14 protein-coding genes are annotated in these 15,253 nt (G+C 38.9%); 11 read left to right on the forward strand and 3 right to left on the reverse strand.

Annotated features, from left to right (window positions below):
- Positions 1-418: 418 nt before the first annotated feature.
- The gene (locus tag CSV67_RS12275) at positions 419-1,303 is read right to left on the reverse strand and encodes an amidase (protein WP_099631882.1); all 885 of its coding nucleotides are present in this window, start codon (positions 1,301-1,303) and stop codon (positions 419-421) included.
- A gap of 214 nt (positions 1,304-1,517) precedes the next feature.
- On the opposite strand from CSV67_RS12275, the gene CSV67_RS12280 reads away from it, so the two are divergent.
- The 4 genes from CSV67_RS12280 to CSV67_RS12295 all read left to right on the forward strand — a co-directional run bounded on the left by CSV67_RS12280 (position 1,518) and on the right by CSV67_RS12295 (position 6,023).
- Positions 1,518-2,618 (forward strand): hypothetical protein, encoded by a 1,101-nt coding sequence (locus CSV67_RS12280; protein WP_099631883.1) that lies wholly within the window; start codon positions 1,518-1,520, stop codon positions 2,616-2,618.
- Positions 2,619-2,718: 100 nt separating this feature from the next.
- Positions 2,719-3,564 (forward strand): response regulator, encoded by an 846-nt coding sequence (locus CSV67_RS12285; RefSeq protein ID WP_158232936.1) that lies wholly within the window; start codon positions 2,719-2,721, stop codon positions 3,562-3,564.
- Positions 3,557-4,597, forward strand: a complete 1,041-nt coding sequence (locus CSV67_RS12290) for a HEAT repeat domain-containing protein (RefSeq protein ID WP_099631885.1) — start codon at positions 3,557-3,559, stop codon at positions 4,595-4,597. Before CSV67_RS12285 ends, CSV67_RS12290 begins: the two co-directional genes overlap by 8 nt.
- Before the next feature lies 1 nt (position 4,598).
- Complete coding sequence (locus CSV67_RS12295; protein ID WP_099631886.1) at positions 4,599-6,023, forward strand: glycosyltransferase family 2 protein; 1,425 nt, start codon at positions 4,599-4,601, stop codon at positions 6,021-6,023.
- A 243-nt stretch (positions 6,024-6,266) separates the two neighbouring features.
- Here CSV67_RS12295 and CSV67_RS12300 read toward each other — a convergent pair whose 3' ends face one another.
- Positions 6,267-7,157 (reverse strand): catalase, encoded by an 891-nt coding sequence (locus tag CSV67_RS12300; protein WP_099631887.1) that lies wholly within the window; start codon positions 7,155-7,157, stop codon positions 6,267-6,269.
- Between the two features lie 111 nt (positions 7,158-7,268).
- Here CSV67_RS12300 and CSV67_RS12305 point away from each other — a divergent pair, with 111 nt between their 5' ends.
- Complete coding sequence (locus CSV67_RS12305; protein WP_099631888.1) at positions 7,269-7,820, forward strand: YusW family protein; 552 nt, start codon at positions 7,269-7,271, stop codon at positions 7,818-7,820.
- An 82-nt stretch (positions 7,821-7,902) separates the two neighbouring features.
- On the opposite strand, the gene CSV67_RS12310 is transcribed toward CSV67_RS12305, so the two are convergent.
- The gene (locus CSV67_RS12310) at positions 7,903-8,247 is read right to left on the reverse strand and encodes a DUF3899 domain-containing protein (RefSeq protein WP_099631889.1); all 345 of its coding nucleotides are present in this window, start codon (positions 8,245-8,247) and stop codon (positions 7,903-7,905) included.
- A 191-nt stretch (positions 8,248-8,438) separates the two neighbouring features.
- On the opposite strand from CSV67_RS12310, the gene CSV67_RS12315 reads away from it, so the two are divergent.
- The 6 genes from CSV67_RS12315 to ytvA all read left to right on the forward strand — a co-directional run bounded on the left by CSV67_RS12315 (position 8,439) and on the right by ytvA (position 15,234).
- The gene (locus CSV67_RS12315; protein ID WP_099631890.1) at positions 8,439-10,169 is read left to right on the forward strand and encodes a peptide ABC transporter substrate-binding protein; all 1,731 of its coding nucleotides are present in this window, start codon (positions 8,439-8,441) and stop codon (positions 10,167-10,169) included.
- A 170-nt stretch (positions 10,170-10,339) separates the two neighbouring features.
- Positions 10,340-11,272 (forward strand): oligopeptide ABC transporter permease, encoded by a 933-nt coding sequence (gene opp3b, locus CSV67_RS12320; RefSeq protein WP_099631891.1) that lies wholly within the window; start codon positions 10,340-10,342, stop codon positions 11,270-11,272.
- Complete coding sequence (opp3C, locus tag CSV67_RS12325) at positions 11,272-12,297, forward strand: oligopeptide ABC transporter permease (protein WP_099631892.1); 1,026 nt, start codon at positions 11,272-11,274, stop codon at positions 12,295-12,297. The genes opp3b and opp3C overlap by 1 nt, the downstream gene beginning before the upstream one ends.
- Before the next feature lie 15 nt (positions 12,298-12,312).
- Positions 12,313-13,377: an ABC transporter ATP-binding protein gene (locus CSV67_RS12330; protein WP_099631893.1), complete on the forward strand. Its 1,065-nt coding sequence runs from the start codon at positions 12,313-12,315 to the stop codon at positions 13,375-13,377.
- Positions 13,377-14,309 carry an ABC transporter ATP-binding protein gene (locus CSV67_RS12335; RefSeq protein ID WP_099631894.1) on the forward strand — a complete coding sequence of 311 codons (933 nt, stop codon included), beginning with the start codon at positions 13,377-13,379 and terminating at the stop codon, positions 14,307-14,309. Before CSV67_RS12330 ends, CSV67_RS12335 begins: the two co-directional genes overlap by 1 nt.
- A gap of 142 nt (positions 14,310-14,451) precedes the next feature.
- Positions 14,452-15,234, forward strand: coding sequence for a YtvA family blue-light photoreceptor (gene ytvA / locus CSV67_RS12340; RefSeq protein WP_099631895.1), 783 nt, complete (start codon positions 14,452-14,454; stop codon positions 15,232-15,234).
- Positions 15,235-15,253: the final 19 nt, after the last annotated feature.

The following is a 15,253-nucleotide window of genomic DNA, read 5'->3' on the forward strand; positions in this document are numbered from 1 at the left end:
TCTACGTAGTAATATACCCTTCATGGTTTAAAAATAACCCAGATGGGAATAAAGAATTTCGTATCCATTACAGCCATACAACTTTCAGTAGAAGTACTCTAGGGATCATTTTAGGTCGCTTCAAAATGATTATAATTTAGTAAGACGGCTATTATTTGATCTGCTGAAAGTACTGGTAGCTGAGTATGTATCCTTAGTACAGTTCCTGTGAACAACGAGAAATAAAAAAGACGACTTCGGCACAATACCGAAGTCATCTGATAGAAGCGTAATTACTGCAAATTAGTTTTTAAAAGGTCCATTGAATAGAACATAGCACAGAAAATCCGAAAGTCTCTTGTTGACGCTTTAAAAATGCGTTTGAAAAACCTGTTTAGCAACCTCTTTCTAGATGGCTGCACTCCTCATACATATCCAACTATTTACGTATCATCCAGCTCTCTAACGAGTGAATAGCAATTCCACGGAACCCTTCAGCATGACTAAAGGATCGTTCAACTTCTTTTAACTGTTTTTCCATATATGCGTTATTTTTGCCGAAGAAAGTTAGATAATCGCCTTCAGAAGATTTACTAGTTTCTATGGCAACGCGCGCTTGCTTGCCTGTGACGCTAGCATAATTTATTTCGCTTTTTGCTAAACTGATCATTCCATTGTGTCCATCCGCCTTGTTACGGTAAGCCATGACATTTATACTATCGGACTGGTCGATCAGCCATTCTGAAAGTACACCTTCACCTATAACATTCGAATAGTTGATGGAATCAAACCAAAACGGTATATCGATTCCAAAATGTAATCCAAGGTTAGCGGATTTGTCAGCTGCGAATCGAATATTCTGCTGATAGCTCTGAACGGTCCCTTGTAAATTAGAATCCCATGTAGGCAAAATATACGGTTCAATATCCAAATGAATACCGGTAAACTGTTCAGTGTTTTCGGAAACCGATTGATACTTTTCTACCCATTGAAAGAAATTTTGAACAGATTGTTGGTCAGTTGCCCAATATGGCGCGCCATCCAGGGCGTGTACTTCTATATTTCGCTCGCTCGCTTTGCGAATAAAGCGTTGGTAAGCATCATTTGGTATATCTGCGTTAATTTGCAAATACAACGAGGATACATTTTTTTTATCTAAAAACTCGATGAGTGTACTAGACTGATTAAGTATTTGCGATGTATGCCACAACCATGTGGCTTTTGGTTGGTCAATGCGCATAGTTAACATTGGTTTTAACCAAATAAAGTTAGATAGAATCAATAGAATCGCTACCATCCAAATACTTCGGGATTTTTTAGACATAGTAGTCACCTTTCTCTACTTACGCAGATAGAATAGAATTTCATGATATTTTAGTACTATTAATTAATTATACACTAACATTACCTCAGTTTTCTAGTATATTTATACTGTTATTACGTACTGACAGATTGTTTGAAAGAATACTAGACAGTATAATAAGAATGGATTTGAAAAATTAACTAGTAATCAATATATGTAAAGGAGAGACATTTTAGTGAAAAAAATAGCCATAGCTATACTGTTGATTTTACTCGTGTTGTCTCCACGAATTTATTGGGCTTTCAAAGAAGAGAAAATACTGGATATAGCAGTGGTCGATAAATCGGTCGCGAAGGAAGATTATCGCGAGCATAACGGTTTATTTCATGTATTGGAAGGAAAGAAAATCGTGCGGCTTGACAAGGAACCTTATGATAAAAGTCTTGATTATTATGGGTTCGATCCGTATGACCAAGTCGCGATGGAGCCATTTCGCGAACGGCCACTTGATATGATCTATGTAGCGGATACGTATGGTGTATTCAGCGATGATCTTAAAGCTAAACCTGATGGTTCACGATCGGAACTATTGTATGGTGGTATGGAATTGATGGAGTGGAACGAACTAATGGCTAGCAAAGGTGAGGACACGACATTAATCGCAGAATTCAATAGTTTTGCATCACCAACTAGTGAAGAAATGAGTACGATCATGCAAAAGGAACTAGGGATTACTTGGACAGGATGGATTGGACGCTATTTTACTGATTTGTCGAATGCAGAAGTACCCCAATGGCTTATCGAAGGATATAAAGAGGAGAAGAATGGTGAATGGTTGTTTGCTGGTTCAGGTCTCGCGTTTGTTCATACATCTGGAAAAGTGGTGGTCTTAGATGGACAAGAAAATAAAAGTGCTGCCCATTTTAAGTTAACGAAAGATGGAAAAGAAAAATTCCCAAAAGTATATTCATCGAATTATATGTATTGGTTCGATGTAGTCGAACCGTATGAACAAACCAAAATATTGGCGACATATGAATTTAATTTGACGGAAAGAGGTCGTAGTGTATTACAAGAGGCCGATATTCCGGAAGTATTCCCTGCAGTGTTACATCAAGAACAGGCGAATACCTATTATTTTGCGGGAGACTATGCAGATTTTGATAAGAATCCCATTGTTAAATGGCAAGGGGTACATACCGTATACAAATACTTTGCTAAGGATGTTTCGGCTTTCTACTGGCTGACATATTTCCCGATGATGGAAGAGATCTTAGATGAAACCTATAAGAGAAAAAACAATCAAAATGGCAGTGATACCTTTACTGCAAAATGAGAGTAAGCTCACTAACATAGCGATGATAGATTTACTAACTATGCATAGTCTATTTGAAGAAAGATTAACAATAAGTTAGCTGAGGAAAGGTGTAATGAGTATGCAAATAAATAAAAATGAACTGAATATCTTGGATGCTTCTCTCTTTCGTCCACTCTTTCATTGGCAGATGGCCAACACCAAACGTTTCCGGCAAGTGTTCACCCTTGTCTTTGTCAGAAGCCCTGAAAGTCCCGAAATGAAGCAAATTCTTCTGGAGCAGATGCGTACTTCAGATTTATTATTCAGTTTCCCGATAGGTGAACCGGATGTCATTTTAATGGCGAATACCGGAGAAGAGGAAGCGGATGTCTTTATTGAAAGATTGCGCCGCACCGAATCCACTCGTTCTTACCGAGTGGGCGTTTCAGTAATTGAAATTCGTAACGGGGATGCGGCGTTTGAAGATGTGCTGCAAATTGGAAATGATTCAGTAAACCGTGCATTGCAATTACGAGGTGATACGCCTTATGTAAAAGATCGTTCTTTTAGAAAGTTAGAGCGACAATGTGTGCGGGTGAGTATTATAGAAGATGATCCCGTTGTCACGATGATTATACAGAAACTAGTGGAACGTATTTCAGTAAAACAACTGGACCTGGATATCCAAGTGTTCCGTGACGGACAATATTTCATTGAATCCAATTGGTACCAGTCTTCCCACACTCATTTAGTCATAATGAATGATATTCTTCCGAGAAAAAATGGATTGGAAGTATTATACACACTACGCGAATTGCCGAATATGCAGAAATATCACGTCTTTATGATGACCAAGAGAAAAAGTGAAGCGGAAATGATTTACGCTTATCAATACGGGGTCGATGAATACATAACGAAACCATTCAATCCGAAATTATTTGAATCACAAATAAAGAAAGTATTGAGACGAATTTATTATGGATAAGATATTACTTTCATTGCTACTAGTCATCGTAGTGTTGCTGATTATACTCTTCGCTCTGTTCTTTTTACTTGTGTTTTATAGAATGCAAGAAGTGAAAAAAAAAGAGGCGATTGGAAAGTATATCGAAGATCGTCAAGTCGACTGGTATGAATATTTATTCGGAGACGGATTGTCACTTGTAGCGCTTAAACCTCATAAGAATCTAGAACTCGAGGCGATTGATGAGTTGTTTTTTCGCATTAACTACCACTTTTCCTCAGATGAAATTAATGATAAGATAAATGCTTTTGCTTCGTTATATATGAGTGATTACTATAGTAAAAAGCTCACTAGTCGGAGTAGGGAACTGCGTATTAATACGCTCAATAAAATCAGCTTATTCAATTTACAGTTTATGCTAGACCCGGTTTCGTCGTTATTGGAAAAAAAGAAAAAGTATTCGAAAACAGAGTTATTATTGATTTATGAGATTACAGTAAAGTTTTCTCGTACTGATTTCGTAACTCACTTCGTGGCTCCGAAAGTTCCACTAGGTGAATTTGATTATAAAAAATTATTGATGGAGTTAGATGAAGAACAGATTAATTTACTAGCGGAAGATTTCAATGTTTTGCCTGAATTGCTTCAGCTGACGATGATCGAAATTATAGGTGTTCATCATTACCTTGATTGGCTTCCTTTATTGCATCAGTGTTTAGACAATCCGGCGCAAGAAATACGGATTAGAGCATTAAAAAGTATTGCTGAGCTGGAAGTAGTGAATTCGCTTGAGTTATATGAATCATTCTCCCATTCAACCATCTGGGAAGAACGCCTGATGACAGCGAAGATTTTCCGTTTTGCACCGACGGAAGAAGCATTACCTATACTTGAACGTTTAATCAAAGATCCTAACTATCAAGTTCGTGCCCAAGCTGCTAAATCGATTAAATCTTTGAAAAATGGTCACCAAGCACTTTACTCTGTCATAACGATGTCTACAGATGAGTTCGCAATCGATGTAGCAGAAGAGATGTTCGGGAAGGAGTACTAAGATGAACGCACCTTTAATCACGTCTTCGTTTTTTGGGTTTGTTGGTTATATATTGCTCGTCTATATGCTGGCTGTTATTTTTTCGTATTCATCCATGTTAGTTATCGCTTTTATTCAGTTAGGAAAAGAACGGAAGTTGCAGAAAAAGTTATCGGATGAAGGAGCGGTAGATTTTATATATACGCAACCCGTAACGATAATTGTTCCTGCTTACAATGAGCAAGAAGGTGTGCTTGGGAATATTTATTCGTTGTTGGCATTGCAGTATCCCCAATTTGAAATATTAGTAATCAATGATGGGTCTATAGATAATACGGAAGATGTTGTAATTGAGCATTTCAATATGAAACCAATTCGGAAAGTAGTGAATCAACAACTAGAAACACAACCTATTGAAGCTATCTATCAATCCGATATGCACCCCAATTTACTGTTGATTACGAAAGTGAATGGTGGAAAAGCGGATGCCTTAAATGTGGGAATTAACGTGTCAAAATACCCGTATTTCTGTTCAATCGATGGTGATTCCATATTGGACAATACATCACTGCTGCGTGTAATGAAACCTATCATGGAATCTAATAAAGAAGTGATTGCGACAGGTGGCACTGTGCGGATCGCCAATGGCTATGAAATACAAATGGGGCAAGTCGTCAGGGAAGGTTTGCCGAGCTCAACTATCGTCACAATGCAAATTATAGAGTATATGCGTGCGTTTCTTATGGGGCGGATGGCGCTTAGTAAATACAATATGGTGTTAATCATATCGGGAGCATTCAGTGTCTTTTCAAAGAAATGGGTATTGCAAGTAGGCGGATATACCAAGAATACAGTTGGAGAGGATATGGAATTAGTAGTTAAGCTACATGAAGAAATATCAGATCGAAAAGAAGATAAAGAAATTGTGTTTACACCAGATCCTGTTTGTTGGACAGAAGCTCCTGATAACTTCAAAGATTTACGTACCCAGCGTCGACGTTGGCATCAGGGACTGGCCGAAAGCCTATGGTTACATAAGAAAATGGCGTTTAATCCCAAGTACGGTTCCGTAGGGCTACTATCGATACCCTATTTCTTGTTCATTGAATTGCTTGGACCGGTAATAGAATTGGCTGGCTATGCTTACATGGTCCTATCTCTATTTATGGGAGAAGCGTATATAGTTTTCGCTGGAATTCTTGGGTTATTATTCATCTTATATGGATCCCTGTTTTCGATGGCATCCATCTTATTGGAGGCGTGGAGCCGTAATACGTATCCCGCGGTGAAAGATCTATTTCGTCTAGTGTTGCTGTCATTAACCGAAGTGTTTTGGTATAGGCCATTGACTCTGATTTGGCGCACGGAGGGGATTAGTAGTGCACTGCGCAGAAAACGTGAATGGGGAAGTATTCAACGTAGAGGATTATCAGAAGATCGTGAATGAAAAATGCCTGTTATATCGTGACCGATATAACGGGCATTTTCTTAGTAAATAACGGGATGTTTTTCCATATTTTCAGCCATCCACTAAAGGTTTCAGTAACTAACTGTAGAAACGTTAACGATTGACCGCCATTATTCATGAATGTATGTTTGCAAACTTGGTCTGAATAGGATGACCAAAATGGTAGTGTCGAAAAATATGCTGTTAAAACTTGTATAATTTTAAATTAAAGTTTTCATCTTTTTACCTAACGCCGCGTCGCTTGGCAGATTCAGCATATGCTTTGGAACGAAAATGTAATATTGGGTCATCACTGCATTCTATTCCGTCTATAGTAACTGTTGGATCAAATATGAAGGACTCTGCGTTATCTGCACGAAGTGATTTCAGTGTCAGGATTCCTGCTTCAATTTTTACTCGATCGTCAGGCCAGGCGATAGTAGGATCATCAATTGCATCTTCTCGTTCAGCGAATTGAATAAGTAAGCGAAAACGTATAGACTGGTCTAGTTTAACTTTAAGAATGAGTTCATTTTCCATAGAGTTGTTGACATTCCCATCATCATTTTGCGGAAGAGGCTGCCATTCAAATCGGACAGCTTGTCTTTTCAAGTCCTCATTTATCAAATAATACGCATGGATAGAATAGTAATGAAGAGACTCGAAATTACGAAAAGGTTGTAGTCCTTTTAAAATGGAACCAAATACTTTGTGCTCTGTATCATGTATCAGTGCATCTATTCGTTGAGACCATGTATTGCTAGAATCGAATGCCTGTATCAGACGAATAAAGGCATCTGGAGTTTTACTGATGAAGATCGGTATATTGGCCATAGTCAAATTTGTGAATGTACCATCAAATAACTGAAAACGCACTGCCATTCCTTTAACCGGATTCAATTGTTCATTTGAGTTTCGGCTTGGAGAACTGTGAGAAAAACGTACAACAGCTGGAACTTCTGTTTGTTGTAGATGAGTAGCTGTTGTCCAAGGTACAGCTGCCCCAGTTGGCAGGAAAGTCGCATCAAATGCGACACCTATTGCGTGTGCACGCCGTAAATGATTTTCTGTATGCACCGCTGATTCAATAGAATCAATAGCTTCTTTAGCAGTTAAGGAACTTTGATTATTCATTTAAAATCACTCCTTTACGTACAACATACCCTTCATTAATTAAAACTAAGCGATTAAAAAATAGAAATTGGGGTATTAATAAAAGTATGACAACTTTAGGAGGAATAGTATATGAATCGTATGTTACTAACTGGAATATCTGTCATGGCACTCAGCCTCGCAGCATGTGGGACTGATACAACGAATGACGCTGTGGAAGAAAATTCAGGCACAACGCCGCCTGTGGAACAACCTTTAGAGCCTGCAACTGATGATACTAACAAAAACTCTGCCGACGAAGGTAACACAGACGCTGTACAGCAACCAGATTCTGCGACGGATAATATGAAAGCAGACATGGATAAACTTTCATTTAAAGAAATCCAAATAGAGGTTTCGTACAGTGGAGATAAAGAATATGAAGCGGATATTGAACAAGACGAAAACGAACCAATTGAAGCGAAAGTGGAAGATGAAGTAAATGGTGTATACTTGAAAAATCAAGAAGCATTTGATGACCTGTACCCTAAGGTTAAACAACTCGATTTGACGAAAGATAGCACAAAGCAGGAAGCGATTGATCAGGTGCTGAAAATCTTTGGCTTGGATGCAAATTACGAGAAGATTGAAGTTGAAATTAAATTTAATGATGGAAGTAAACTAGATGTGGAAGAACGTAAATAACTCCGAAAAGAGCCTTTCCTTAAGGAAGGGCTCTTTTAATGTGGAAAATAATAGACCTAAGGGGTTCTATCGGGATTAAAATTTATAAATAGTATACCAGAAGCGCAACAACCATCAAAAAGAAAGAAGGTATACTAGCGGCGAAAAACCATGCCGGACTCACCGATATCGTCTCAGATGGGGCCCGCATCGAATCTAGCGCTTCCCTCTGGCCTTTCAAAGCAAAGACCTTTCGTGTACTCTTCATGAAAAAGTCAAAAGAGCCTGTACGGATAATGAATACCACCGCACCGATAAATAGCAGAAACCCACTGACGAAAAAGGAGACATTAATATAGCCGAGTAGCGAAATTTCACCGTATACTGAATAAACGGAAATAACAATTACTAATTGAGATAGTAGAAATAAAATAATAGTACGTTTCATATGGAATCCTTCTTTTCATTTATAGAGTGAGTAACTACTTTCTATCATACTAGATATATATTAAAATGTGTAGAATCTTCCATAATGGTTCAAAATTACGACAATAGTGTTGTTAGCGTTTACATCTATACATTTTTCTTGTATAATGAAAAAGCTAGGACTACAAAAACATCAAAGGGGAGGTCAACAATTTGAAGAGAAGTAAGTGGCTTATATTAATGGCACTAACATTAGTCTTAAGTATGTTCTTAGCTGCATGTGGCGGTTCGAAAAACGAAGAGAAGCCAGCAGCAGACGGGGACGACAAGGATAAAGATGCAGCAACTGAAGAAAAAAAGCATGCCAAAGACGAAGATGGAGAGCCGGATGCAGAACAGGTTCTTTACTTGTCAGAACGCGCAGCTATTCCTTCTGTTGATTCTTCAATCGTAGAAGATCAAGTAGGCTTCAATGTATTAAACAATATCAATGAAGGTTTATATCGTTTAAACCAAGATAATATTGCAGAACCTGCAATGGCTGCTGAAGAAGCAAAGGTAAGTGAAGATGGATTGACGTATACATTCAAACTTCGCGATGCAATGTGGGCTGATGAAACACCTGTAACAGCAAACGATTTCGTTTATGCTTGGCAGCGTGCAATTGATCCCGCAACTGGTTCACCTTATGGACCATTCATGATGTCTGGCGTAGTGAAAAATGCGACAGCAATCTCTGAAGAAAAAATGGAAGTGTCTGAGCTTGGAGTTAAAGCTGTGGATGAAAAGACGTTTGAAGTAACACTGGAGCGTCCAGTACCATATTTCTTGTCACTTATGTCATTCGGAACTTTCTATCCCCTTAAAGAAGAATTCGTTGCTTCTAAAGCGGATGCATTTGCAACAAACTCTGATAACCTTCTTTCAAATGGACCATTCGTTTTAACTAAATGGGATGGAACTGGCGGTAGCTGGACTTATGTTAAGAACGAACACTACTGGGATGCAGAAAACGTAAAGCTTGATGAAATTCATGTAAACGTAGTAAAAGACCCTGCAACTGCAGTAAAACTTTACCAGGATGGAAAATTGGATCGGGCAGAAATGTCTGGTGATCTCGCTCAGCAATATCGCGATGATGAAGAAGCCGTGGTTCAACCAGAAACGTCTGTATTCTATTTCAAGTTTAATCAAGAGCGGGATGGTAAAGAAACACCACTTGCTAATGTGAATATCCGTAAAGCTATTGCTAAAGCTTTCGAAAAGGAAGACATGGCAGATGTAGTACTAGCTAACGGTTCATTAGCAGCAAACTTCTTAGTACCAACGAACTTTGCGTTTGATGAAAATGAAAAAGACTTCCGTGAGTTGAGCGGTGACCACTTGGAGTACAATGTGGAAGAAGCACAAGATTACTGGAAAAAAGGCCTTGAAGAACTAGGCGTTGAATCTCTTGATCTTGAAATTCTTGGCGGAGATACAGAAGCTTCCAAGAAAATGGACGAGTATTTCAAGTCTCAACTAGAAGGTAACCTGGAAGGTCTAAAAATTTCTTTGAAAGAAGTACCATTCTCTGTACGTTTGGATTTAGATGGTAACCAAGACTATGATATTCAAGTATCAGGTTGGGGACCAGACTTCCAAGATCCGATTTCATTCATGGATTTATTCGTAACAGATGGTACAAACAACTTAATGTCCTACTCTAATCCTGAGTACGATAAATTGATTGAAGATTCAAAAGGCGAATTGGCTCTTAAACCAGAAGAGCGTTATGAAGCATTCGCAAAAGCTGAGAAAATTCTACTTGATGAAGACGCTGCGATTGCACCAATTTATCAGCGTGGTTTGATTTTCTTGCATAAACCTTACTTTAAGGGCTTAGTGGATCATCCATTTGGAGCAGACTATAGCTATAAGTGGGCATACATTTCAGGTAAATAATTGTAATGTAGTAACGATTTGAGTTTAATAGAGGAGAGTATATGGGGTAGATATCCATATACTCTCTTTTTAGTAACGGTAAATAGTTTCAATATTTAATTTATTGTCGAAAAATGTCAAGTGGTTACTTGCATAATAAGTAAGATACTCTTTTGGAGGTGTAACGTACCGTGGTTAAGTATATTGGAAAACGCATCGTATATATGTTCATAACGCTGTTTTTAATTGCAACGGCCTCTTTTTTCCTTATGCAGACATTGCCAGGTTCACCGATCGCTTCTTACAACAAGTTGAATGATACACAAAAAGCAATTGTTGAAAAGAAGTATGGAATCGATAAGCCTAAGCCTGTGCAGTATGCAATCTATATGAAAAATTTAGCAAAAGGTGATTTGGGTACGTCGTTTGTATTTAAAGGGAAGAGTGTCAACGATTTATTGGCTACAAGATTGAAACCTTCTTTAATCTTGGGAGCGCAAGCGATGGTCTTCGGGACTATAGTTGGAATCCTGCTAGGTATGCTTGCCGCATTGAAGCATAATACATTTTGGGATTACGGAAGTACCTTTTTTGCGATACTCGGTATTTCCATTCCGTCCTTTGTATTTGCATCATTGCTACAATATTGGATTGCTTCTGAGTGGCATCTATTACCGGTCGGATTGTGGAATGACGGTTGGAAATCCAGTGTCCTGCCATCGCTTGCACTCGCTATGGGGCCACTTGCCCTATCCGCGCGCTTTATACGGACTGAGATGATAGAAGTACTGAATTCAGATTATATTATGTTGGCTAAAGCGAAAGGTGCCAATGGTTTCGAAATTGCTTTCAAACACGCATTCCGAAACGCATTAATTCCTTTGATTACAGTTCTCGGGCCATTGGCAGCTGGTTTGGTAACGGGTTCACTTGTTGTAGAACAAATTTTTGCTATTCCAGGAATAGGTGAACAGTTCGTATCGTCTATCATGACGAATGATCACGCTACGATCATGGGTACGACATTATTATTCTCGGCTTTCCTTATTGTAGTTATTTTTATTGTGGATATTTTATACGGGGTTATCGATCCACGTATTCGCGTGTCTGGAGGTAAGGGATAATGCGCAATGAAAATGAAGAAGAAAAATTAACACCAGAAGATTTTGAGCGAGTGACCATCGACGCGCATCATTCCGAACGGATAGAGAAACCGAGTTTGAGTTTCTGGCAAGATGCATGGTTGGGTCTCCGCAAAAATAAGGCAGCTATTGTCAGTATGGTCGTTCTTTTATTAGTTATACTCATGGCACTAATAGGTCCTTATTTAAATGGACATGCGGGTGATTCGCAAAACCTACGTCATGCAAACTTACCACCTAAAATTCCGGGTATTGAAGCAACAGGATTTTTTGATGGGGATGGTAAGCTAGCAGGGAAGACTGTCAATCTATACGAAATGAAAAAAGTCGATGAATATTATTGGTTCGGTACAGATGGACTTGGTCGTGACTTGTTTACAAGACTTTGGGAAGGTACTCGTGTTTCGCTATTCATCGCATTTGTAGCCGCAGCCATTGATATGGTTATAGGTGTTGCGTACGGAGGGATTTCTGGATACTTCGGTGGACGCACAGATGACATCATGCAACGCGTTGTCGAGATTTTGATCGGTATTCCTACACTTATTGTCGTTATTTTGATGATTATGATTATGGACCCTGGAATAACCGCCATCATTGTCGCGATCACCATAACGGGTTGGATAGGAATGTCACGTATTGTCCGTGCTCAGACATTGAAATATAAATCACGGGAATTCGTATTGGCATCACGTACGCTAGGCGCCAAAGATGGAAAAATTATTACGAAACACTTACTGCCGAACATGCTAGGGATCATCATCATCAATACGATGTTCACGATTCCAAATGCGATTTTCTTTGAAGCATTCTTGAGCTTCATCGGAATCGGACTCCAGCCACCAGCAGCTTCATTAGGTACATTGATTAACGACGGATACAAAGTGATGGAGAATCAGCCATACGTATTATTGTTCCCGGCCATTGTCATTAGTGTTCTTATGATTGCATTTAACTTGATAGGTGACGGACTGCGCGATGCACTAGATCCTAAAATGAAAGATTAAGAGGAGGAGAGCAAGTTGACAAAAATATTAGAAGTAAAAGACCTCGAGCTTTCCTTCCACACATTTGCTGGTGAAGTGAAAGCGATTCGTGGCGTTAACTTCGATTTACATAAAGGGGAAACGCTCGCTATCGTAGGTGAGTCTGGATCAGGTAAATCTGTTACGACGAAATCAATCATGCGGCTTCTTCCTGAATCAAGTGCGGAATATAAGAATGGTGAAATTCTATTTGAAGGAAGAGATTTAACGAAAATTCCTGAAAAAAATATGCAAAAGATTCGTGGAAAAGATATATCGATGATTTTCCAGGATCCGATGACTTCATTAAATCCAACTATGACCATTGGAAGACAAATCATGGAGCCGATCTTAAAACATCAGAAGCTGAATAAATCAGCTGCACGTAAACAGACGATTGAATTATTGAATCTGGTCGGTATACCGAATGCGGAAAATCGGTACAAGATGTACCCTCACCAATTTTCTGGTGGACAGCGTCAGCGAATCGTTATTGCGATTGCGCTTGCATGTAATCCGAAAGTATTGATTGCAGATGAGCCAACAACAGCACTGGATGTCACGATTCAAGCGCAGATTCTCGAGCTGATGAAAGACATTCAGAAGAAGACGGATACTTCTATCATATTTATCACGCATGACCTTGGTGTAGTAGCAAACGTTGCCGATCGAGTAGCTGTTATGTATGGTGGTCGAATCGTTGAAATTGGTACAGTAGATGAAATCTTCTATAATCCCCAACATCCTTATACATGGGGCTTACTAAGTTCAATGCCGTCTATGGATTTAGAAGATCAAAAGCTGTATGCGATTCCCGGCACACCTCCTGATTTATTAAATCCTCCAAAAGGTGATGCATTTGCGTTGCGAAGTGAATATGCAATGAAGATCGACATGGAGCGTCAGCCTCCCTTCTTCAAAGTGAGCGATACACATTACGCAGCGACATGGTTATTGCATTCTCAGGCACCACAGGTTGAACCGCCTGCCCTTATTATTGAGCGTATGAAAACATTTAAAGGTAGCCGGTACTATGTTGATCAGACGGGAGGTACTGTGTGATGTCAGATAATTTAATTGAAGTACGTAACCTTAAACAATATTTTAATGCAGGGAAATCTACTGAAGTCCGTGCGATAGATGATATTAGCTTCACTATAAAACGTGGAGAGACATTTGGTTTAGTAGGGGAGTCAGGTTGCGGTAAATCCACAACAGGGCGTACAATGATCCGATTATATGATGCGACAGCGGGTCAAGTTCTCTATAATGGTGTAGATGTACACGCACCAAAAAGTAAAAAGGAAAATCACGAACTGAATAGAAAGATGCAAATGATTTTCCAAGATCCATATGCTTCTTTGAATCCTCGGATGAAAGTTTTGGATATTATTGCAGAAGGACTAGATATACATGGTCTAGTAAAAGGTAAAACGGATAGAAAGCAACGGGTAATTGATTTGCTTGAGATTGTTGGCTTAAATCGTGAACATGCTGAGCGTTATCCGCATGAGTTCTCAGGCGGTCAGCGTCAGCGTATCGGAATTGCCCGTGCATTAGCTGTAGATCCTGAATTCATCATTGCGGATGAACCGATATCTGCACTAGACGTTTCAATCCAAGCACAAGTCGTCAACTTGTTGAAAGAATTGCAGGTAGAAAAAGGGCTGACATATTTATTTATTGCTCATGATCTATCGATGGTTAAATACATTTCCGATCGTATTGGCGTGATGTACTTCGGCAAACTGGTGGAGATGGCTCCAGCGGATGAATTATATCGAAATCCAATGCATGCTTACACAAAATCTTTGCTGTCAGCGATTCCACTACCGGACCCAATTTATGAACGTTCCCGTGTGCGCCACCCGTATAACCCGAAGGACCATCAATATGGACCTGACGAAAAAGTGGAATTTCGTGAAGTGGCTCCTGAACATTTTGTATTATGTTCAGAGAAAGAACTTGCTGAGATGCAAGCTACACATGTATAAAACAACATCCCTCTGATTTGCAAGTATCAGAGGGATGTTTCTTTTTATCATAGCAAAGCCAACGATGATTCAGATGATTTGTATGTTTTATGAAGTAATATGCTACTATTAAAATAATAAATATCATATGAATTGATAGGATGTGTTTAAAATAAAGAAATTAACGGCGGCGGTTCAAAGTCAATTGATGGAAGCGATCATTAATGGAAGTAGAGTTGGAGCTTTGGTAACGGATGATTCGAAAGATGATAATCCAATAATTTTTGCTAACAAAACATTCGAAACGATGACAGGGTATACTCAAGAAGAAGTACTTGGGCGTAATTGTAGATTTCTTCAAGGTAAGGATACAGATCCTAGTACAGTCTCGAAAATTAGAAAAGCGGTTTCAGAAAGAACACCTCTTACAATCGTATTGAAAAACTATAAAAAAGACGGTACGTTATTTTGGAATCGACTCAGTCTTCGTCCAACCGTTATTGATGGGGTGCCATATTGTATTGGTACACAGACAGACGTTTCTGTACAATACAGACAAATAGAAGAGCTACATACAAAGGATCATGAAATAGAACAACTCATGTTACCCATCATGAGAATTTACGATAATCTAGCGGCTGTTTCATTAATTGGTGAAATGACTGAAGAACGTTTTAATTTATTAATTACGAAGCTTAGTGACTACGTTCACTTAAATGAAGTAGATCATGTAATGATTGATATAACGGGTTTATATTGGCAACAAGGAACTTCGATTGATCGGTTGCTAGAAATCCAACAAGTATTAAAGCTTATGGGATGTCAGCTTTATATTACAGGCATCTCGCCAGATCTTGCACATAAATTAGCGTCAGCTAAAGATCCTCAGCAAATATTAAAAACCTTTTCAAGTATTCAGCAAGCCATTTACTATATTCAGCGATAGAGAAAAGACCTCTACCATA

The sequence above is a fragment of the Sporosarcina sp. P2 genome (assembly GCF_002743255.1).
Taxonomy (GTDB): Bacteria; Bacillota; Bacilli; order Bacillales_A; family Planococcaceae; genus Sporosarcina.